The sequence below is a fragment of the Microbacterium sp. LWO13-1.2 genome, assembly GCF_038397725.1.
In the GTDB taxonomy this organism is placed as follows: Bacteria; Actinomycetota; Actinomycetes; order Actinomycetales; family Microbacteriaceae; genus Microbacterium.
In genome coordinates, this window is record NZ_CP151634.1 from 284,726 (window position 1) to 305,483 (window position 20,758).

Consider the following 20,758-nt stretch of genomic DNA (forward strand, 5'->3'; position numbering starts at 1 on the left):
TCGTTCCCCGCTCGTGAGTTTCGGTCTGAGCCGTCGACGACGACGAACTCAGGTGCTGAATTGATTCAGCAAAAGGAAAGTAGCACCCGATCCCGCCCGATGGCAAGAGTTATGCTGAAATGGTTCAGCACTTGTCGGGGAGGCAGATGATGGAGAAGCCGGTCACGCGACGCGTCACACTCGCCGACGTCGCCCGACAGTCCGGCATGTCCAAGGCAGCCGTGAGCATGATCCTCAACGACAAGCCGGGCACCCGCCTTTCCGAGCAGGCGACCGAGCGCGTGCGCGCCGCAGCCGCAGAACTCGGCTATCGCCCCAATCCCGCCGCCCAGAGCCTACGGCTCGGAAAGACCAGGGCGATCGGATTCATCTCCGACCAGGTGACGATCACCCGCTATGCCTCCGGCATGATCAGCGGCGTCCTTGCCGCGGCCAAGGAGTACGGCCACACGGTACTGATCGCAGAAGCCGGCGAGGCCGGCCAATCCGGGATCGCCGACGCGTTCGAGTCGATGATCGACCGACGGGTCGACGGGGTACTGGTGGGTCTCCTGGGGGCGCGCCTGATCGATCTGCCCGAGACCACCGTGCCCGTGGTCGTCGTGAACGGAACGACAACGGCAGATCACCCCAGCATCCTCCCGGATGAGCACACGGCCGGGCTGACGGTGGTACGGCGGCTCACCAGCGCAGGCCACCGTCGCATCGGGCTGATCGGCGATGTGCCCCATGCGTTCGGCAACCCCCGTGAGAGCGTGACGATCGATCTGCGCTTCGCCGGAATGGAAGAGGCGTTCGCCGAGGCCGGGGTCATCCCGGTGCGGGTGGCCGTGCCGGATTGGATCCCCCAGGTCGGTTACGCGGAGACGCATCGGATGCTGGATGCTCATCCCGACCTCACCGCGATCCTCGCGTGCAACGACAACGTCGCCTTCGGCGTCTATCAGGCTCTGGCCGAACGTGGAACCCGCGTGCCGCACGACATCTCCGTGATCTCCTACGACGACGAAGAACTCGCCGGCTATCAGCGCCCAGGGCTCACCACCGCCCGGCTGCCGTACGAGGAGATGGCACGACGCGGAGTACGGATGCTCCTGGGCGACAGCGAGCCGGCGCACGAGCTGGTGCCGATGCCGCTCATCGAGCGGGAATCGGTCGGCGCGCCGGCGTGAGCGCCGGCGGCCACCGGGGAGGCGATCACGCCGCCCTTTCGGTCGACGGTCTCAGAGCTCGACGGCCTAGAGCTCGACGGGCGGAGCGGGCTCGGACTCCGCGACCTCCGGGTGGCGTGCGAGGTTCACGATCGCGGCGATGAGGCCGCCCCAGACCGTGACCATGGCGATGATCATCATGACGATCGCTGTCGTGGTCATGCGCGTGCTCCCTTCTCGGACGGTGCCAGTGCATCGATCGTGCCGGTCTCCGGGTCGGCCTCATAGCTCTCGTCGACCAGGAACTCGTCGTACTCAGGGTCATCCTTGGCGTGCGAACGGCCGCTCCACGGGAGGACCGACAGCACGAGCGCGAGAATCACCAGCGAGATGACCATCCCCCAGCCGAAGATCGCGAGGAACCATGCCGGATAGTCGCCGTACGGGGCCGAGGTCTTCGCGATGATCTCGCTGACGAGCAGGTAGCCGAGCACGATCGGACCGAGGACGCCGACGCAGATCTTCCAGATGCGGCCGACGCCGAAACTCGAGCGGCGGTTGAGGTGCTCCTGCAGAGCCGGCAGCTTGTGCAGCATCCAGGCCACCACGATGACCGCGACGAGCGCCACGGCCATGATGCCGAAGGCGTTGACGAAGGCGTCGGCGGTGTCGAGCACCGACAGCGCGGTCGTCGTCGAGAACAGCGCCATCGAGACGATCGCGAGCGGGATCGACACCACCATCGTGGTCCGGATGCGCCCCCAGCCGAGCTTGTCCTGGAGGGCGGCGACGATCACCTCGAGGATCGAGATGAGCGAGGTGACCCCGGCGAACACCAGTGCTCCGAAGAACAGCACCCCGATGATCGAGCCGCCGGCGGCGTTGGAGACGATCGTCGGGAAGGCGATGAACGCGAGGCCGATCCCGGACGACGCGACACCCGCGACCTCCGTCCCCTGCGCCTGAGCCATGAATCCGAGGGCGGCGAAGACGCCGATGCCGGCGAGGATCTCGAAGCCCGAGTTGGCGAACGCGACGACGAGACCGGAGCCGGTGAGGTCGGTCTTGCGCTTCAGGTACGACGAGTACGTCACCATGATCCCGAAGGCGACCGACAGCGAGAAGAAGATGTGGCCGTACGCCGATGCCCACACGGCCGGGTCGGCGAGAGCCTCCCAGTTCGGCGTGAAGAAGGCGTTGAGGCCGTCCATCGCCCCGGGGAGGAACAGCGACTGCACGACGAGGATCGCGAACATCACCGTGAGCAACGGCATCAGGATCATGTTCGCCCTGCCGATGCCGCGCTTGACACCCAGCGCCATGATCCCGATGACGACCAGCCAAACGATGATCAGCGGCACCCCGACCTGCGGCACGAATTCAGTGGAGACGCCGACTGCGGCGACATCCGCCGACTTCAGGAAGTCGACGAAGAAGAAGTCGTTCTCGTTGCCCGGCCCCCAGGTGAGCTGCGCCGAGAACCAGGTGTACATCGCCGCCCACGCGATGATGACGGCGTAGTACACCGAGATGACCACGCAGATCAGCACCTGCCACCACCCCAGCGGCTCCGCAGCGCGGTGGATGCGCCGGAACGCGAGCGGCGCCGACCCGCGGAAGCGGTGGCCGATCGCGTAGTCGAAGAACAGCAACGGGATGCCGGCAGTCAGCAACGCGCACAGGTACGGGATGAGGAACGCGCCACCGCCGCCTTCGTAGGCGACGTACGGGAAGCGCCAGATGTTCCCGAGGCCGACCGCCGAGCCGATGGCCGAGAGGATGAACACGTTCCGGGAGCCGAAGGCCTCGCGCTTGGGTGCCTGCGTTGTTGCGTTCGCCATGACCGCGACCCTACCGGAGTGCGTGCCCGCCGTCCGCGAGGCGAGCGGGAGGGTCCGTCCGCGGTACACCCGTCGGCTCGAATTCACACCTGCAGGCCGAAAAACGCGGTTTCCGCCTGCAGGTGTGCTTTCGGACCGACAAAGTGTCCCGACGGACGGCTCACCTGTCCGCCGTGACGCTCCGGAACCCCCGCAGGCGCAGGCTGTTGCCGACGACGAACACGCTGGAGAACGCCATCGCAGCGCCGGCGAGCATCGGGTTGAGCATGCCGAGCGCGGCGATCGGGATCGCGGCCACGTTGTAGGCGAAGGCCCAGAACAGGTTGGTCTTGATCGTGGAGAGGGTGCGGCGCGACAGGCGGATCGCGTCGACCGCACTGCGCAAGTCGCCTCGGACGAGGGTGATGTCGGATGCCTCGATCGCGACGTCGGTGCCCGTGCCCATGGCCAGCCCGAGGTCGGCCTGCGCGAGGGCGGCAGCGTCGTTCACACCGTCGCCGATCATCGCCACGACCTTGCCCTCCTGCTGCAACCGGGTGATGACGTCGACCTTGTCCTGGGGCAGAACTTCGGCGTGCACCTGCTCGATCCCGACTTCGGCGGCGATCCGGCGGGCCACCGCCTCGTTGTCACCGGTGAGCAGAACCGGGGTGAGGCCGAGCTCCTTGAGCTGGGAGATCGCCTCGGCGCTGGTCGGCTTCACCGTGTCGGCGACCACCAGGATGCCGCGGGCCCTGCCGTCCCAGCCAATCGCGACGACCGTCTTGCCGTCGCCCTCGGCATCCGCTTTCGCACTCGCGACCTCGGGGCTCAGGTGCAGCGCCCAGTCGGCGAGCAGGGTGTCGCGGCCGACGACGACCGCCACACCGTCGACGACGCCCTGCACGCCCTTGCCCTCGATGTTCGCGAAGTCCTCGGGAACGGGCAGCGTGCCGACCTCCTGCGTCGCGCCCTTCGCGATGGCCTGTGCGATCGGGTGCTCGGATGCGTCCTCGAGCGCGCCGGCGAAACGGAGCAGCTCGGCACGATCAACACCGGACTCGGTGACGACGTCGACGAGGGTCATCCGTCCGCTGGTGACGGTGCCGGTCTTGTCGAGCACCACGGTGTCGACCCGGCGGGTCGATTCCAGAACTTCCGGGCCCTTGATCAGGATGCCCATCTGCGCGCCGCGGCCGGTGCCGACGAGCAGCGCCGTCGGCGTAGCCAGTCCCAGGGCGCAGGGGCAGGCGATCACGAGGACGGCTACGGCCGCCGTGAACGCCGCGGTGACGGGGAACCCGGCCCCCAGCCACGCCCCGAGGGCAGCCACGGCGATGGCGATGACGATCGGCACGAACACCCCGGAGACGCGATCGGCCAATCGTTGCACCTCGGCCTTGCCGGTCTGCGCCTCCTCGACGAGCCGGGCCATCTGCGCCAGCTGCGTGTCGGAGCCGACCCGGGTGGCCCGCACCACCAGACGACCGCCGGCGTTGACGGTGGCGCCGGTGACGGCATCCCCCTCGCCGACCTCGACGGGCACGGATTCGCCGGTGAGCATCGAGGCGTCGATCGCCGATGTGCCGGAGACGACGACCCCGTCGGTCGCGATCTTCTCCCCCGGTCGCACGATGAATTCGTCACCAGCAGCGAGCTCCGCGGTGGGGATCTTCACCTCGACGCCGCCGCGCAGCACCGAGACCTCCTTGGCACCCAGTTCGAGCAGAGCCCGAAGCGCCGCCCCCGCCTGCTTCTTCGACCGCTTCTCGAAGTAGCGGCCCGCGAGGATGAACATCGTCACCCCCGCGCCGACCTCGAGGTAGATGTTGGCTGCGCCGTCCGATGGAGCAATCGTGAACTCGAAGGGATGCGTCATCCCCGGCGTGCCTGCGGTGCCGAAGAAGAGCGCGTACAGCGACCAGAGGAACGCCGCGGATGTGCCCATCGAGATGAGCGTGTCCATCGTCGCCGTGCCGTGCCGGAGGTTCATCCAGGCGGCACGGTGGAACGGCCATGCCGCCCAGATGATGACGGGAGCGGCGAGCGCGAGCGATGCCCACTGCCAGTAGGTGAACTGCAGCGCGGGAATCATCGCCATCGCGATCACCGGCACGGTCAGCACGATCGAGCCGATCAGCCGGTGCCGCAGAGACGTCAGCTCGGGGTCCTCGGAGTCGCCGGCATCCCTACCCGCGGCGACCGCGGGCTTCGGGAGGTGCGCGGTGTAGCCGGTCTTCTCGACCTCCGCGATCAGCAGTGCGGGATCGTACCCCTCGGGGATGGTGACCTTCGCCTTCTCGGTCGCGTAGTTCACGCTCGCCTCGACGCCGTCGAGCTTGTTCAGCTTCTTCTCGATCCGCATCGCGCAGGAGGCGCAGGTCATGCCGCCGATCTCCAGTTCGATGCCCGGTCCTCGCACAGGCACTGCCGATGTGCTCATCGTCGTTCCCTCTCTTCTCGCACCTTGATCCGGAGGATCAGTGCGAATCGTCGTGCGTGTCGGGTTGTTCTCCGTGAGGCGCCTGTGTCGCTTCGACGACGAACTCCGCACTGTGCAGTATGCCGTCGACCTGGAAGTCGAGGTACAGCAGGTATCGTCCCGCGGTCGGCGCTTCGGCCATGAACCCGATCTCGGGCCCGGATGTCTCTCCTGCCTCGGGGTCGTCTCCCTCGGCGTGCACGTGCAGGTAGGCCAGGTCGCCCTCGCGGAGGGCGACGAGGTGCCCGAAAGCGCCGAGATACGGCTGCAGGGACGTCACCGGTTCGCCGTCGCGGGTCACCGTGATCGTGAGTTCGCCGGACGCTCCGGCCGCGAGGTCACCCTCGAGCGAGACCGTGTAGCCGTCGACGTCGTCGACTTTCGACAGCGCCGGCTGCGTCGGGGCGAAGGATCCGGCGACCTGCACAGTGCGCGTCAGGGTGAGCCCGACCGCCTCCTTGCCGCTCGGAGTGAAGTCCGCGTAGACGCGGTAGCTTCCAGCATCCGCCCACGTCCAGGGGAGCGACCAGATGCCGGTGCTCGTGTCGAGTTCCGGGTGCACGTGGCGGAACAGCATCCCGTCGGAACGCACCACGATCAGGTGGAGCTCCTTGTCGTGAGCGGTGGCGTACGACGTCACGGGTTCCCCCGCTTCGTCGAGGATGCGGAAGCTCAGCTCCCCGCTCTCTCCGACGGCGCCCGGCGCCTCGACGGGCGACAACGTGAACCCACCGGCGCTCAGGGACAGACCCTTCAGCGCGTCGGCCGTCGTGTGTTCCGACGCACCGTGCGCCGCGGTTCCTGCCTCTTCTGTGTGACCGTTCATCTCATCCTTCTTCACCCATGTCGCAGCGATGTCGCCGGGGACGACCGCGCCCGCGACGGCGAAGGCCGCACCGAATGCGACCACCAATCCTGCCCCGTAGAGCGCGAGTCGTCCGCCGGCGTTCATCAGACGCGCACTGCCGAATAGCCGGCCTCGCCGACCGCAGCCAGAACCTGGGCGTCGTCGAGGTCGTCCGCGCCGGTGACGACGAGCTGGCCCGTCTTCGCGCTCACCTGGATGCTCTCGACGCCGGAGATCTGCTCGACCTCTTCGCGCACCGACATCTCGCAGTGTCCGCACGTCATGCCGGTCACCTGGTACTCAGTCGTGGTCATGATGTTCCTCTCCGTCTGGGACGCTTTCGGTCCGATACTGAAGTCAACCCTATACCCCCTAGGGGTATTCCCGAGCGCGTCGGACCAAATGAATGTCGACGTTCCGCGTAATGATCCGACTCGAACTCCGTCTTCTGTACGAGGGGTCATGTCGCCCCTCGTCGCGCTCTGGGAATAGCGCATCCGCCACTGGGGAATTCGGGTAATCACATGGAAATGAACATTCAGCGTCCGGCAACGAAGCCGCACCACACGCAGGGCGAAGGAGTCTCGCGTCGGTCCGTCGCCAAGGGCCTCGCCTGGTCGGCACCGGCCATTGCGTTGGCGGTTGCAACACCGCTCGCAGCCGCTTCGACCAACGGGCCGGGCTGCGGCTGCCTCACCACCGGCTCGCTGGGCGCGTTCACCGCGCAGTCGCTCACCGTGCTCAACCTCGGCACCGTGACAGGCAGCATCGTCTTCAACCTCAACAGCGGTGGTTGCGATGTCGGCTTCTTCAAGCCCGGATACACGGTCATCGGAGTAGGCGGGAGCATCTCCTTCAGCGATGGCACCAGTCACAACTACACCGTCGGCGGAACGACCGGTGTCGGCACGATCGGACAGATCAGCGCCTTCACCTCCACCTTCTCGGTGCTGGGCAACGTGAACATGCCCAACGACATCTTCCCGCCCTACGGCCCGAAGATCCCGACCAGACTCTGCATGACCTTCACGGCGATCTTCATCCCGCTCCTCCCGATCCCGCAGGTCGAGTGCACGTACAGCCTCTGCTTCGACATCACTAACCCGTCGAGCCTCGGCGCTGTGGTTGCCGGCACGGGAACCGTGAACTGGACCGACCTCACGCCGAGCAACCCCGTGCTCACGGCTTTGTAAACCGACGGGGATGCATACTCATGGAACTGTCGTGAGCGCCCGCCCGGCCTCCTTGGCCTCGCAGGTCCGCAGGCGTCGTCGGCGCCGACGCATGGAGCGCTACTACCGCTCGATCAGCCCGGCGATGGAGCGCATGAAGACGATCGGCACCACCGTCCTGGTCGTCGGCGGCGTCGGCTTCCTCGTCTGGGTGTTCGCCTTCTATCGGTGAGGACTCAGCTTCTGTCGGTGAGCGCACGGCGACTGAGCGCCGCGGCGTGCGGCGGCGTCTGGCCCGCCCGCACGCCGCGGCTCGAGATCAGGCCTTGCACCGCGGAGGACATCGACACGATGTGGGGGTGGCGCCGGCTTCCGGAGGTGAGCCAGTGGCTGAGCGCGGCTCCGGATACGCTCGGCGCCTTTCGCGCGTACTTTCGGGCGCCCGACCGGCTCGCGTCGACGTTCATCATCGATCTGCACGCTGAGCGCGAGGATGAGCCCCGCACACCGATCGGTGACGTCACGGTGCGCTGCATCGACGGCGGGGCCGACGAAGAGGTGGCCGGCGATGCGCGGGGCGTCGAAGCGGAGCTCGGCTGGGCACTCGACCCCGCCCACGAAGGAAACGGATATGCCACCGAGGCGGTCCGCGCGGTGATCGACACCTGCTTCGGGTCACTTGGTATGAGACGAGTCCACGCCGGATGCTTCGCCGACGACGAGCGTTCATGGCGCCTGATGGAACACCTCGGGATGCGACGTGAGGGGGTCAGTCGCAAGAGCACCCTCCATCACTCAGGCACCTGGCTCGACTGGATGAGCTACGGCCTCCTCGCCGAGGAGTGGCCCGTGATCGAGCTGGTGCGGGGATCGATTCCGGCTGACGTCGAGAGATGCGTCAGCCTGTGGACCGAGGTCGCCTCCGCTCGCGAAGGATCCGCCGAGATGCGCGGAACGGACGACCGGCTCAGGGAGCTCTTCGACGGACCGGTCGCGCGGTTCACCGCGGCGGGAGAGCCGCTGGCCGGGTTCGTGCTCGTGGTTCCCAAAGCAGGAGACGACGGCACGCTCGTCCTCGAGAGACTGGCGGTGCGGCCGACGGCCGCGGGCCGGGGAATCGATCGCGCGCTTCTCACCGACGTGATCTCGTGGTCGGAATCGAACGAGTTCGAGGCGATCGAACTGGCTGTGGGCGCCGGTGACGGAACGACCCCCCTGTACGAGGCAGCTGGCTTCCGCCCAGTCGTGGGGCCGATCCCTCGCGCCCTCAGCGACGATGCGCTGGCCACCTTCCGCCTCCCCCTCCCGGCGAGCGCGCGTAAACATGGGGATTAACTTCCGAGGCCGCCGTTCAAGACCGACGGCCCGGAGCATCACGCCCCGGGCCGTCGTCCTCACCGGTCAGTGACCGGACCTGTTCGTCAGAGCGCTCCGGCTCGGACGTGGTTGATCACCCAGGCGCCGACCGGCTTGAGGGTGGAACCGGTCCACGGGCCGTTCGTGTCGCAGGTGCCGACCTTGAACGCGGCGCCGCTGAGCGGGTCATCCGAGAAGTTCCACTTCACCCAGCTGATGTCCTTCTCCTCCATGAGGTCGAGGTACCGCTCGGCCATGGGGAGATCGAGCGCTCCGCCGCCGGTGTACTCCTCGGCGCCCCACTCCGTCACGAAGGTGGGCAGCACGTCAGAGGTGTTGTCGAGTGCCGTGAGGTACTCGTCGCGGTGCGAGGTCGCGTAGAAGTGGAACACGTACATGATGTTCGTCGCGTTCACCGGGTTGGCGATGATCGGCGCAGGTCCGTGGTCACCGGACACCCCGAAGGATGACCAGTCGGGCGTGCCGACGAGGATCACGGCGTCAGGGTCGATCGCGCGGATCACCGGGATGATCTTCTCGGCGTAGCTCTTGATCGTGCTCCACTGCACGCCGCTCGGCTCGTTGGCGATCTCGTAGAGAACGGTGCCCTTGCTGCCGTGGCGCGTGGCGATCGCCTTGAAGAACTTCTTGGCGTTCTCGAGGTTGACGTTGGGGTCACCCTTCTCGAGGATGTGCCAGTCGGCGATCGAGTACATGCCGCGGTCGTGGGTCTCCTGGATCAGATCACCCGCGAGGTTCGTGAAGTGCGTCGGGTTGCTGACGTAGCCGTCGTCTTCCACATACGTGGACAGGCGCACCACATCGGCGCTCCAGTCGTCGGCCAGGGCGTCGAACGCGGAGTCGGTCATGCAGTCGCTGTGCCACTGCAGCCCGTGCGTGCTCATGCCGCGCAGCTGCACGGGGACGCCGTCTTCGCTGCAGAGCTTGAGGCCGCAGACCTCCAGAGTGCCAGCCTTCTCGACCGGGGTTCCCGTGGTGGGACCGCCCGAACCATCGCCGGGAGTGCCGTAGACCTTGAGCTCCCACAGGGAGTAGCCCCACGCCGTGCCGCGGACGGTGTTGTAGATGCGCAGGTAGCGCCCCGTTCCCGAGCCGGTCCAGCTGTCGGTGCCGCCGTTGCCTGCGGTCTCGGTCTTGAGAGTCGTCCAGGTGCTGCCGTCTGCCGACATCTGGATCTTGTAGCCCTTGGCGTAGGCCGCCTCCCAGTTGAGGTCGACCTTCGACACGGTGGCTCCGGCTCCGAGGTCGACGCTGATCCACTGCGCAGCCGAGCCCTCTTCGCTCGCCCAGCGCGTCGTGGAGCTGCCGTCGACGGCCTTGCCTGCGCCGAACGTCGAGTCCTCGATCGAGGATGCCGTGGCCGGGCGCCCCTGAGAGATCAGGGTGTCGGCAAGTGTGCCGACAGGGTCTGCGGCAGCCGCCGTGGGCATGATCATCGCTGCGGTCACGAGCACCGCGGCCAGCCCGGCGAGGCTGCTCCTCATCATGGCTTTCTTCATCGGTCATCCTTTCGTGGGATCACATCGTCGTATCCCCGTGGCGGTATGGCGCTGCATCCCGTTAGGAAATGTTGTTTATGAATGCCTTGCGGTTGAGAGTGTAGCCGTCACCGAGCGTCACGACCAGCCCCCTGCACCGACCGTCCGATGAGCGTCGCGACCGACGGGAGGGGGCCGCCGGCGTGACGGATGCTGTCGGGTGGCGCGCCCGCGAGTGAGGACGACAGCGGAACACGCCTCGACGCCCGCACGAAGTCGGGCCGCGCTTACAACCGAAATCGCGTGGTCACGCGGACTCTCCGAGCATCTGCGCGTAACCCTCCCGGAACGACGGGAAACGCAGCGACCCGAGGAAGTCCACCAGCAGCTGTCCGTCCAGCACGGTCCCGCCGCCGACCTCCGGTACGACTCGCGGTGGAGGCTCCACGCCCAGGCGATCCGCGATGAAGGTCACCACTTCACCCAGCAGGACCGGCTCTCGATCGACCGCATGGATGAGTGCCGGCGGGGTCTCCGCCCAGAGCATCGCGTGGAGCAGCCCGACGAGATCGTCCTCGTGGATGCGGTTCGTCCGTCGTGAGTAGTCGACGGGCGCATGCTCTCGGACACGACGGATCAGCGAGTCCCGCCCTGGCCCGTAGATTCCTGCCGGCCTGACGGTGACGGCGCAGAGCAGCTCAGCAGCCAGGACCTCTCCCTCCAGAAGCGACCGCGCGCGTGCCCCGGCCGGGGCCGCCGCATCCGACTCGGTGAGAGGAGCGGCACCCGCACACCCCTCGAGCACCCGTGTCGATGAGACGAACACGACGCACGAAGGGAGTGACGGCAGGGCGTCCGCAAGGTTGGTCAGCGCGGCCGAATAGATGTCCGCCTCAGCTCGCGCCTCGGCATCCGGCGGCAGAGTGATCACAACCGAATCGCACGCAGGGAGAGCACGCCTCCGGGCAACGCGAAGGTCGTCGGTGATCACCGAGAACCCGGCAGGAAGCTCCGCGCTTGAGCGGCGCATCGCGAACACCTCGACGCCGTCAGCGATGAGCCGCTCGCCAAGCTTGATCCCCAGCTTTCCGCAGCCCACGAGCAGGGTCCTCCCGGGGAACCTTCGTCCCCGGCCCCACTCCTGCGGCGGCGTGTTCATATGCGCTCCATGGTTGCGGCGCCGGCGTGAGCTCGCGGGCGGGCGTTCACGCTCACCGGAGATGCGCCCGAACAGGATGCGGCGCTCGATTCCTCGACCCGGGACTCCGACGAGCGGGCGACTGTTCCGATGCTCTGATCAGGATTTTTTCTGCGGAGACGAGGGGATTTGAACCCCTGGACCCCGTAAGAGGTCTCCACCTTAGCAGGGCCGCACGGAGCCCATCGCAGGCGAAATCACGCACTCCTCACATGCCCGCCGCACTCCACGCACGACATCATCCGCCACATCGGTTCGCGCTGAGTCCGCACGATTCAGTCCACTGCGGGCGACCTCTCCGATCACCAGGAGAGGACTGCGAGCCCAGCAGCCACAAGAACGTGGAGCGCCCGGGACCTACGATGTGAGTGTGGCAACGTCTTCCAAGGAATCCTCATCACGCGGATCTCACCCCTCACCCCTAGGAGCAGGGCGGATGCGAGAGTGACCGATGTCGCGGCGATCTATGACGATCTCGTTCGGTTCGAGACGATCCTGTGGGGCGCGGTAGACGCCAGATTGCGGCGCGACTGCGACCTGAGGCTGACCTGGTTCGAGATCATGCAACTCCTCCATCGAAACCCCGGCGCACGAACGCAGGATATCGCCGACGAGTTCTCGATCACAGTGGGAGGAGTGAGCAAAGTCATAGACCGCATGGTCGATGCCGATTACTGCCGACGGTCACCGAACCCCGCTGACGGTCGTTCGGCCCTGATCTCACTGACGGCGGAGGGCATCCGGAAACTGGAGATCGCGCATCCGGTGTTCGAAGAAGAACTCGAGAAGCGATTTCGATCCGTACTCGGCCCCGCCGAACTCGCCCGGCTCGCCATCGCACTGAAGCTGCTGCGCGTCAGCGCTCAACACCGCGACGAAGTAGGCAACGAGTAGGGCCTGCGCGACAAAGCCCTGCCTCGGGTCCAGTTTCGAAACGGGACCCGAGGCAGGGCTCGAGGTCACGCCGGTGACGGCATCGAGTAGACGCCGAAGTGGTGTCCGTCGGCGTCACGCAGGCGCGCAAAACTCACACCGGCGGCGTCCACAACGGGCTCCATCGTGACGGTACCGCCAAGACTCCGAGCCTTCTCGATGGTCGAAGGAACATCCTCGACCAAGACGTAGAAGACGGCGTACTCATCGGAGGAGTCCGCGTGTTCGAAGATCCCCCCCGTCGGGCCAGGCGCTCCGGGAGTGACTGCGGCGTGGTAGTTGACACCCTCGAGATCGGTGTTCAAGCGGAACTGCCATCCGAAGAGTTCACCGAAGAACTTCTTCACGTCATCTGGCTTGCCACTGCCGATCTCGAACCACGATACGGATCCGATAGCGGGAGCATTCATGTTTCCTCTTCTCGTTTGGAGCTGATCGTCTGACCACCATACGGGATTTAGTTGACAAGGAATATAACTAGGCTATTTCGACCGGGTAGACTGGGCGGATGAGGCGACGGAAATGGTGAATCAGGAAAGCTCGAAGTTGACGGATGCCGGTGCCGTACGGGTGCGAGGCGCTCGCGTGCACAACCTGAAGAACATCGATGTGGATATTCCGCTGGGCAAGCTCGTGGCCCTGGCCGGAGTATCCGGCTCGGGTAAGTCCTCGCTCGCCATGGGTGTGCTGTACGCAGAAGGATCCCGCCGGTACATCGAGGCGCTTTCCACCTACACCCGCCGTCGCATGACGCACGCGACGAGAGCGACTGTCGACTCGGTCAGTCATATTCCCGCCGCTCTCGCGTTGCGACAGCGACCAGGGATACCCGGAGTGCGCTCCACCTTCGGCACGTCGACGGAGCTCCTGAGCGTCTTGCGAGTGATGTTCTCACGGCTCGGCTCGCACCTGTGCCCCAATGGACATCGCCTGGCGCCCACCATCGACGTCGCCGCCAATCTCGACCTGGTGTGCCCAGTCTGCGGGGCGACGTTCTACCCTCCCGGAGCAGAAGTGCTCGCGTTCAACTCCGACGGCGCCTGTCCGACGTGCTCTGGCACCGGGATTGTCCGAAGAATCGATGACGCAACGCTCATTCCCGATCGGTCGAAGAGCATCGAGCAGGGAGCCGTCGCACCGTGGGGGATGTTCGGGCTATCGGTCATGCCGCAGGTCGTGGCGGAGTTCGGCGTCAGGACAGATGTTCCCTATGCCGAACTGACCGCCGCTGAGCATCAGATCGTTCTGAATGGCCCCGCGGAGAAGAAGCACATCGCGGTGCCGTCGAAGAACGGCAAGCTCTTCGAGATGAACTTCACGTACCGGAACGCGCGACTTGCCGTCCAGGAGGCGTTGGACAAGGCAACGGGTGAAAGAGGCCTCGACCGTGTGCGTAGGTTCATCACCTCGGGGACGTGCGAGACCTGTCACGGCTCGAGGTTGAGCGCTCAGGCGTTGGGCAGCGAGGTCGCGGGGATCAATCTGGCCGAGGCTTCGGCGAAGACTCTCGACGAGGCGGTCGTCTGGGTGGCGGGCGTTGCCGAAGACCTCCCGGCGGAGATGCTGTCGATGGCACGGATGATAATCACGCAGTTCACCGACATGGCTCAGCGGCTGCTCGAGCTGGGACTCGGCTACCTGGCGCTCGATCGCGCCAGCTCCACCTTGTCCACCGGCGAGCGGCAGCGGGTTCAGTTGGCTCGCGCGGTCCGCAACGAGACCACCGGCGTCCTTTATGTGCTCGACGAGCCGTCGATCGGCTTGCATCCGGCGAACGTCGAGGGCCTCGTCGGCGTCATGCGGGATCTGCTGGCCAGCGGCAACTCGATTGTTCTCGTCGACCACGACGTCCAGGTTCTGAGAGAAGCCGACTGGCTGGTCGAGATCGGACCCGGGTCCGGTTCCGAGGGTGGTCGCGTCCTGACACAAGGGACGGTGGCGGAGGTCTCGGCAGACGCCTCCTCACTGATCGGCGGGTTCCTCGACGGGCGTGAAGAGACCGTGATCAGAGACCGACCGTCGGCGGCAGATGTCTTCGCCAGCGGAGCGCTGCACATCCAAACGGATCCGATCCACACCGTGCACAGCCTCGATGTGCAGATCCCGGTGGCACGCATCACCGCAGTCACCGGCATGTCGGGATCAGGCAAGACGACTCTCGTACTCGACAGCATCGTCCCTGCCCTTCGGACGCGGGAAAGTGGTGCGGAGATGCCTGTGCACGTGCGGTCGTTCGACCCGGCCGGGATCCGCCGCGCCGACGTGGTGGATGCCACCCCCATCGGGGTCAATGTCCGCTCCACGGTCGCCACCTACAGCGGAGTGCTCGACGAGCTCCGCCGGGCGTACGCGACTACTCACGGCGCCCGTGAACAGGGTCTGAACGCCAGCGATTTCTCCTACAACACCGGGTCACTGAAGTGCCCACGATGCGAAGGCACCGGCCAGGTCGTCCTCGACGTGCAGTTCCTGCCCGATGTCGAGATCCCCTGCCCCGACTGTGACGGAAGTAGATACGCGCCTCTCGCGCACACGATCACCCGACTTGGAGCAAACGGCGTCGAAGTAAGCCTTCCCGACCTTCTCGGCATGACAGTCAAGCAAGCCCTCGTGTACATCAGCGATCTTCCGAAGGCGAAGAAGAAGCTGCAGACACTCGCGGATCTCGGACTGAGCTACCTCACCCTTGGTGAGGACACTCCCGCTCTGTCCGGGGGCGAGGCGCAGCGGTTGAAACTCGCGACCGAGCTCAGCAGAGATCAATCCGACGCGCTCTTCGTCTTCGATGAGCCGTCCGTGGGGCTTCACCCCATCGACACCCGCGTACTCATCGGAGTACTGGAAAGGCTCCGCGCGCGGGGGGCGACGATCGTGGTCATCGAACACGATCTCGACGTCATCGCCAACTCGGACTTCGTCGTGGATCTTGGCCCGGGAGGCGGCACCGCGGGCGGCAGAATCGTTGCGAGCGGCACCGTTGATGAAGTCGCATCACGCCCTGATAGCGTGACCGGTCGATACCTGCGCGAGTCTCTCAGCAGGTGATGGAGGCAGCTTGCTTCGCATCGACCATCATCACCTCGTGACCGGTGCAGACATCGCCGACATCGACAGCGCGGGGCCTCTACCGCCCGGTAGAGGCCCCGCCTCTCCTCATCGGCAGGCTGCCGCAGCGTAGGCCACGGGGACTGAGACACTCACCCTTTCACTTGAGGTGGCCGCGAAGTCCACAACGCCGGCCGGGATGGATCCGAGTCGCGTGTTGAAGGGAACCGCCACCGTCTTCCCTGACGGGATCGCGAGGAGCGACTTCGTGCCGTACACCGTCGAGATCGTGACCGAGACGGGGTCGCTGGAGTCGTTGCGAACCGATGCGTAGAGATGCACCTTCCCTGCTACGCATCGAGTGGCAACCGACGGCGTGATCTCTATCGCCTCGGCTGCGTCGATCGTCACGGTGGCGTTCCCGACCGCGCCGGAGCGCTCGTCGCGCGCCGTCACGGCGTAATCGCCGGCGTCGAGCCGCGGGATTGTCATCGTCGCCTCGCTGTCCGCATCGACCTTCGTGCCGGCCCGGAACACCACGCTGCCATCCACCACCCGCGTCGCCGTGACGACCATGAAGGCATCCCGCGACGTCGGGTTGGTCAGCGTCGCAGTCGCAGCACCGTCCCCTGCGCCCTCATTCGCTGGCGCCGTGGCGGCCACGCTGAGGCCGGGAGCGACGATGTCCGCACCGAACAGGAGGTCTCGAAATCCTGCAGTCGACACCGGGCCCTGGAGCCCGCCATTCGCAACATGCCCCACACCCGCATCCAGTGCCGCCTGCGGTTTCGAGGTGAAGAACCCGGCACGCGAACCGAGCGGCTGGAACGTCGCTCCGCCGTCGACGGAGTACGACGCGACGAGCGTCGTACCGTTCTCTCGGGTCAACCGCAGTGTCACGGGGGTCGTGATCGTCTGTACGACGTTCCATGGTGTGGTCGCGGCGACCTCGATCGGATACCAGTTCGATCCGGAGTTCTCCACGGTGAATCGGATGCCACGCGTTGGGGTCAGGACGAGTGCGGCAAACCCGCTGGACGCGCCCGTACCGTTGGATGCACCGCTGCTGCCCGCCGTCGATATCGAGAGATCGTCGCGGATGACGATGCCTGTCTTCGTGAAGTCACTCACTCGCTCCTGGCCGGTCACCGTGACCTGAACGAAGTCATTCGCCCCGAGCACATCGCTTCGATAGACGGAGCTGTACGAATCGGTCTTCGTCGAGTTCTCCCCGCTGATGTCGTTGCTTCGCTGCCGTATGATCGCGATCTGGTCCCCATCCACACCGAGCGACTGCGAGGTGGCGCCGCCTGGCTGGCCGGACTTCCACGGCTCGGGAAGTTCGGAGAACGTGCCGTCGGCGATCACCATCTCCGTCGCGACCTCCGGAGATCCATCATCGCCGACGACGGTGATGAGGTAGGAACCGGCCTTGAGTCGCATTGCACGGGTGGAAGCTGTGGCACCGGAGTCCACGGTGAGCTCGGTGCTGTGCACCGTCGTGCCGGCGGCGTCGGTCACCGTCACATCGTAGGCAGCGGGATGCTCCGCCTCGTTCCGGACGTCGATCACACCCGCACCGGTCGCCAAGGAGGGTACCGTCGCCTCGCGTTCGCTGACGACGACGGCGGGAGCCGCCGGTGCGACATCTCGGACGATGATGCGGATCTCCTGAGTCGCCACGCCGCCGGCACCGCGCGCCTCGACGGTAGCAGAGAACACCCCGGCCTCCGTTGGCGTGCCTTCGATCTTTCCATCCTCGGCGAGGTTCAGCCCGGCAGGAAGGGAACCATCGACGACGGAGAAGCTCGAGGTGCGTGTGGCCGTGAGCGTGAACGTGTACTGGTCACCCACGACCGCGTCGTTCGGCCGACCCGACGTGATGACGGGCGCTGTGGATTCGTTCGTGAACGTCAGGTCTGAGAACGTCGCGGTTGACGTCGTGAGCGCTGCCCTGGCGTGCACGGATGTGCGATCCGCGCTGGAATGCAGAACCCCCGCGTCGAGGGCCCCCGCATCAGCACCGACGAGCGCAACCATGCCCGAGATCTGTGTGAACGCCGTGCCGTCGGTGGAGTACCACCCGGTGAGGGCGTTCTCCTCGCGGACGATACGCAGCCAGATCGGACGAGCCGACACGCCTGCCTGCCCGACCTGGGTGTCGATCACACCGTCGCCGTTCTGGTCGAATCGGAAGGCGACCCACCCGGGTTCAGCGACGAGTGTCGCGTAGCCGGTCGACTTCTCTGCCACCGCAGCATCTGCGAGTCGGCTGAGATCGTTCCGCACGGCGAGGCCCGTACGGTAGAACGCCCCTTCAACGGCGTTGATCTTCACTGTCACCGAACCGTCCTCGCTGAGCCCGTCTGGCGCGTACACCGTGGAGTACTCGTCGCCGGCGTTCCCGATGTCCCGGCCCGAGGATTGCACGGCGATCGTGCGACCGTCCTGCACTGCCTGGGGCGACAGGTACGTCGAGAATCCGGCTGTGCTCAGCCCGGGTTCGACGGGCCCGCCGAGCACGACAGGAAGGGAACGCTTGACGCTCTGCGAAGAGCCCTGTTCGGTCATGGCCGCTGACACCGACACCGACCCGTCCGTGATGGCGGCGTTTCCGGTGATCCGCCAAACCGCCGTGCCCGTCTCCCCCGGGGCGAGCGTCGCGGGAGCCTGCGTCACCGGCTCGAGGCCGACCGCGGCGGAAGGTGTCGCGGTGAGCGCGATATCGGACAACGCGGTAGATCCGAGGTTCTCGATCGTCGCCGCCAGAAGCTGCGACCCGGATTCGTCGCGAGAGAGCGACAGGTCCAGCCCACGAGGCTCGCCCACTCGGTCGCCGTCGCGCCGATACTCGGGTCGGATGCCTGCCTGCGCGATCACGCGCTGCGCGTCGAGCGGGAACTCCGAGATCCCGATCTGACTCCGGGTCGTGATCCTGTTGTTCCACCGCCCGTCCCCGTTGGGGTCGCATGCACCCGAGTCATAGCACCACGGCCCCTGATTCAAGCCACCGCCGAGCACCCACGTCCCGTCGACGGTGTTGTCGCGCGTGGTGTTGGGCTGGCCGTTGGAGGGTGTCGCGGCACCGTCCGTGAACGCGTTGGCGAACGTCCACGTGCCCCCGGCGGTGAGCACATTGTTCTTCGCCGTCATGTACCGGGTGCCCTCGTCGAAGTAGAGCTTGTACCCGTCCGCGCCGATCACGTAGTTGCTGTCCCAGGAGCTCCCCGGAGTCGCACCGAGGTTGTAAAGGATCCCGCCGTCCGACCCCTGCTGTTTGAAGTCCCACATCACGTTGTGCGCGATGTGCACGTTGCGGTTGATCGTCGGATCGTCGTTCGCGTAGCGCTTCGAGAACAGGTACGCGCCGCGTCCCTGGTACGCAGGGTTTCCCCCCGCGTCGGGGATGCCCCATGCCCACCCGCTGTCGATCGCGTCGTACGGCCCCTTCGAGAGCTCGTTGTGCACGATCTCCGCACCGTCGAAGAAGGTGATGAGGATGCCGGAGACGTCGTAGTGATCTTTCCCGATGTCACGGATCCGGTTGTCGCTGATCGTGATCCCCGCGTTCAGATTCCCCGCGAGCGTCGGGTGATGCGCTTCTTCCTCGATCCCGCCGGCGGAGATCGCCGTCGCTGCGAGATCATGGAACGAGTTGTCGATCACCGAGACGTTCTCGGTGCCGAGCCCGACGCCGCTGAGCGTGGCAGCGGAGTCGTTCCCCACGCCGAGCGCCGTCGCCCCGAGATGGGCGAAGGTGTTGCGTTCGAACGAGACGTTCACGGCAGCCGAAACCTGAACCGCTGCCGACGACTGCTCGAAAAAGCTGCGGAACGACTCGAATCCGATGCAGTCCGACGGATAGGTCGGCAGCGCGCAGTTCACCTTCTGCGCGCTCGGGTGTGCAGCGTTCCATGTAGCGAGCTGCGAGGAGTTGAGCGGCAGATTCGGGTAGTCGCGCATGTTGATCAGTCTCGGGAGGTCGGCGACGTTCACAGCCGACCCGTCATCCGCATATCGGTGGACGCCGTCGTCTCCGAGACGGATGACTCGCACGGACGGAGCCTGCTCGACCCCGGTGAACACCCGCTGGTCCGATGTCGGCAGGTCGCCGGTCACCGGATCGACGAGGGCGTAGATGCGGCCCGTGATGAAAGTGCCGTTCTGCTGATTGGCGAAGCCCTCATCGGAACTCGGTCGCAGGGAGCTGACGTGCGCGAACGAGAGACCCTCGAAGTGAAGTTTGGCGACCTTGTCGTCGACGCCGTCGCCGCTCACACTCATCAGAGTCTCCATCGCGGGGGCGATGATCTCGAGCGTGTTGGGGTCGACTCCCGCCTTCGGCTTGTAGTGCAGCGATCCGGCGTTGATGTCGTGGAACCATTCGCCCGCGGTGTCGATCAGGGCGAAGGCGTTCTGGATGCGCAGGGTGCGGTGGTCGTTGTTCGGGAGGGGCTTGTCGATCGTGTCCCATCCCCACGTGTTGTTGTCCCAGGACGGCTGCCGCATTGTGGCGGATGTGCCTTCGATCGAGAGGAAAGGGGCGTATCGGTCCGTGAACGAGCCGCGACTGCGCAGTTCGACTCGTCGCTGGTCAACGGGGGACAGCGCCGCCAGCTTCGCCCAGATCGTTCCGATCTGCCCCGACAGGTACGCGGCGTCGATGGAGAACCCGGACCGCGACCAAGTGAACCGGTTCGCATCGACCTCCACGCTGGCGCGTGTCGCCTGCGCTCCTTCCACATACAGCTGGCGGAAGTCGAACTCGGAATCGATGGGTGCCTGCCAGATGCCGTCCCCATCGTCATCGTTCCATCCGACGACGGCCTTTCCGCCGGAGATCACCGGTTCGGCGTCCGCCGCTGCGCGCCACGTGACCGAGTGATCGCCCTGGCCTCCGTCCGCCGTCCGGAACACGAGCGGTTCGGCGATCTCGTACCTGCCGTCGCCGACGATCACGATCACATCAGAATCGTGGTTGACCGATCGGACGGCCTCCTGCGCACGTTCGACGGTCGCGAACGGCGCTGACGAAGACGTTCCTGCAGACGCGTTGTCACCGTCGACGGCGACATAGAAGGTCGCCGGTTCAGCCGCAGCTGCGGCGGCGGGAGTCGTCACGAGCATGGCACCCCCCAGTATCGCGACCATAGCTGGAGCTGCAAAGGATACGAATCCACCACGGGCCACGTTGACTCCTCATCGAGTTCTCACAGAATTCATCTTGAATCCGAAAAGTAAACATATGATGTAAT

Annotated in this window: 15 protein-coding genes and 1 tRNA gene; 6 read left to right on the top strand and 10 right to left on the bottom strand. The window is 66.0% G+C overall.

What is annotated here, in order from left to right:
* Nucleotides 1-146 precede the first annotated feature (146 nt).
* A complete protein-coding gene (locus MRBLWO13_RS01380; RefSeq protein WP_341975974.1) occupies nt 147-1,172 on the top strand; it encodes a LacI family DNA-binding transcriptional regulator in 1,026 nt (341 codons plus the stop codon).
* Nucleotides 1,173-1,238: 66 nt separating this feature from the next.
* Here MRBLWO13_RS01380 and MRBLWO13_RS01385 read toward each other — a convergent pair whose 3' ends face one another.
* The 5 genes from MRBLWO13_RS01385 to MRBLWO13_RS01405 form a co-directional block, all read right to left on the bottom strand.
* Nucleotides 1,239-1,373, bottom strand: a complete 135-nt coding sequence (locus MRBLWO13_RS01385; RefSeq protein WP_102194762.1) for a methionine/alanine import family NSS transporter small subunit — start codon at nt 1,371-1,373, stop codon at nt 1,239-1,241.
* The gene (locus tag MRBLWO13_RS01390; protein ID WP_341975976.1) at nt 1,370-2,992 is read right to left on the bottom strand and encodes a sodium-dependent transporter; all 1,623 of its coding nucleotides are present in this window, start codon (nt 2,990-2,992) and stop codon (nt 1,370-1,372) included. Before MRBLWO13_RS01390 ends, MRBLWO13_RS01385 begins: the two co-directional genes overlap by 4 nt.
* A gap of 160 nt (nt 2,993-3,152) precedes the next feature.
* Entirely contained in the window at nt 3,153-5,414 is a 2,262-nt protein-coding gene (locus MRBLWO13_RS01395; RefSeq protein ID WP_341975977.1) for a heavy metal translocating P-type ATPase, read from the bottom strand.
* A gap of 37 nt (nt 5,415-5,451) precedes the next feature.
* The gene (locus tag MRBLWO13_RS01400) at nt 5,452-6,405 is read right to left on the bottom strand and encodes a heavy-metal-associated domain-containing protein (protein ID WP_341975978.1); all 954 of its coding nucleotides are present in this window, start codon (nt 6,403-6,405) and stop codon (nt 5,452-5,454) included.
* Nucleotides 6,405-6,614, bottom strand: coding sequence for a heavy-metal-associated domain-containing protein (locus tag MRBLWO13_RS01405; protein ID WP_341975979.1), 210 nt, complete (start codon nt 6,612-6,614; stop codon nt 6,405-6,407). Before MRBLWO13_RS01405 ends, MRBLWO13_RS01400 begins: the two co-directional genes overlap by 1 nt.
* 210 nt (nt 6,615-6,824) lie before the next feature.
* On the opposite strand from MRBLWO13_RS01405, the gene MRBLWO13_RS01410 reads away from it, so the two are divergent.
* Genes MRBLWO13_RS01410 through MRBLWO13_RS01420 form a run of 3 tightly spaced genes read left to right on the top strand, consistent with a single transcriptional unit; the run spans nt 6,825 to nt 8,807 of the window.
* Nucleotides 6,825-7,493, top strand: a complete 669-nt coding sequence (locus MRBLWO13_RS01410; RefSeq protein WP_341975980.1) for a hypothetical protein — start codon at nt 6,825-6,827, stop codon at nt 7,491-7,493.
* 31 nt (nt 7,494-7,524) lie between these two features.
* The gene (locus tag MRBLWO13_RS01415) at nt 7,525-7,704 is read left to right on the top strand and encodes a hypothetical protein (RefSeq protein WP_341975981.1); all 180 of its coding nucleotides are present in this window, start codon (nt 7,525-7,527) and stop codon (nt 7,702-7,704) included.
* Between the two features lie 17 nt (nt 7,705-7,721).
* Nucleotides 7,722-8,807 (top strand): GNAT family N-acetyltransferase, encoded by a 1,086-nt coding sequence (locus MRBLWO13_RS01420; protein WP_341975982.1) that lies wholly within the window; start codon nt 7,722-7,724, stop codon nt 8,805-8,807.
* An 86-nt stretch (nt 8,808-8,893) separates the two neighbouring features.
* Here the strand turns inward: MRBLWO13_RS01420 and MRBLWO13_RS01425 are convergent, their stop codons facing one another.
* The 3 genes from MRBLWO13_RS01425 to MRBLWO13_RS01435 form a co-directional block, all read right to left on the bottom strand.
* Nucleotides 8,894-10,348, bottom strand: a complete 1,455-nt coding sequence (locus tag MRBLWO13_RS01425; RefSeq protein ID WP_341975983.1) for a cellulase family glycosylhydrolase — start codon at nt 10,346-10,348, stop codon at nt 8,894-8,896.
* 286 nt (nt 10,349-10,634) lie between these two features.
* Nucleotides 10,635-11,486, bottom strand: coding sequence for a sugar nucleotide-binding protein (locus MRBLWO13_RS01430; protein WP_341975984.1), 852 nt, complete (start codon nt 11,484-11,486; stop codon nt 10,635-10,637).
* Nucleotides 11,487-11,639: 153 nt separating this feature from the next.
* Nucleotides 11,640-11,733 (bottom strand) — tRNA-Ser (locus tag MRBLWO13_RS01435).
* A 236-nt stretch (nt 11,734-11,969) separates the two neighbouring features.
* Between MRBLWO13_RS01435 and MRBLWO13_RS01440 the strand changes: the two genes are divergently transcribed.
* Nucleotides 11,970-12,419 (top strand): MarR family transcriptional regulator, encoded by a 450-nt coding sequence (locus MRBLWO13_RS01440; RefSeq protein WP_341975985.1) that lies wholly within the window; start codon nt 11,970-11,972, stop codon nt 12,417-12,419.
* Nucleotides 12,420-12,484: 65 nt separating this feature from the next.
* Here the strand turns inward: MRBLWO13_RS01440 and MRBLWO13_RS01445 are convergent, their stop codons facing one another.
* Nucleotides 12,485-12,868: a VOC family protein gene (locus MRBLWO13_RS01445; protein WP_341975986.1), complete on the bottom strand. Its 384-nt coding sequence runs from the start codon at nt 12,866-12,868 to the stop codon at nt 12,485-12,487.
* Nucleotides 12,869-12,980: 112 nt separating this feature from the next.
* Between MRBLWO13_RS01445 and MRBLWO13_RS01450 the strand changes: the two genes are divergently transcribed.
* The gene (locus MRBLWO13_RS01450; protein ID WP_341975987.1) at nt 12,981-15,503 is read left to right on the top strand and encodes an excinuclease ABC subunit UvrA; all 2,523 of its coding nucleotides are present in this window, start codon (nt 12,981-12,983) and stop codon (nt 15,501-15,503) included.
* 108 nt (nt 15,504-15,611) lie between these two features.
* Here MRBLWO13_RS01450 and MRBLWO13_RS01455 read toward each other — a convergent pair whose 3' ends face one another.
* Nucleotides 15,612-20,630 (bottom strand): hypothetical protein, encoded by a 5,019-nt coding sequence (locus tag MRBLWO13_RS01455; protein WP_341975989.1) that lies wholly within the window; start codon nt 20,628-20,630, stop codon nt 15,612-15,614.
* Nucleotides 20,631-20,758 lie beyond the last annotated feature (128 nt).

What these genes read in the sequence shown, in the direction of transcription:
- MRBLWO13_RS01430 (WP_341975984.1), bottom strand. Translation starts at nt 11,486, where the DNA reads ATGAACACGCCGCCGCAGGAGTGGGGCCGGGGACGAAGGTTCCCCGGG.
- MRBLWO13_RS01450 (WP_341975987.1), top strand. Translation starts at nt 12,981, where the DNA reads ATGGTGAATCAGGAAAGCTCGAAGTTGACGGATGCCGGTGCCGTACGG.
- MRBLWO13_RS01410 (WP_341975980.1), top strand. Translation starts at nt 6,825, where the DNA reads ATGGAAATGAACATTCAGCGTCCGGCAACGAAGCCGCACCACACGCAG.
- MRBLWO13_RS01380 (WP_341975974.1), top strand. Translation starts at nt 147, where the DNA reads ATGATGGAGAAGCCGGTCACGCGACGCGTCACACTCGCCGACGTCGCC.
- MRBLWO13_RS01390 (WP_341975976.1), bottom strand. Translation starts at nt 2,992, where the DNA reads ATGGCGAACGCAACAACGCAGGCACCCAAGCGCGAGGCCTTCGGCTCC.
- MRBLWO13_RS01405 (WP_341975979.1), bottom strand. Translation starts at nt 6,614, where the DNA reads ATGACCACGACTGAGTACCAGGTGACCGGCATGACGTGCGGACACTGC.
- MRBLWO13_RS01445 (WP_341975986.1), bottom strand. Translation starts at nt 12,868, where the DNA reads ATGAATGCTCCCGCTATCGGATCCGTATCGTGGTTCGAGATCGGCAGT.
- MRBLWO13_RS01385 (WP_102194762.1), bottom strand. Translation starts at nt 1,373, where the DNA reads ATGACCACGACAGCGATCGTCATGATGATCATCGCCATGGTCACGGTC.
- MRBLWO13_RS01455 (WP_341975989.1), bottom strand. Translation starts at nt 20,630, where the DNA reads ATGCTCGTGACGACTCCCGCCGCCGCAGCTGCGGCTGAACCGGCGACC.
- MRBLWO13_RS01400 (WP_341975978.1), bottom strand. Translation starts at nt 6,405, where the DNA reads ATGAACGCCGGCGGACGACTCGCGCTCTACGGGGCAGGATTGGTGGTC.
- MRBLWO13_RS01425 (WP_341975983.1), bottom strand. Translation starts at nt 10,348, where the DNA reads ATGAAGAAAGCCATGATGAGGAGCAGCCTCGCCGGGCTGGCCGCGGTG.
- MRBLWO13_RS01395 (WP_341975977.1), bottom strand. Translation starts at nt 5,414, where the DNA reads ATGAGCACATCGGCAGTGCCTGTGCGAGGACCGGGCATCGAACTGGAG.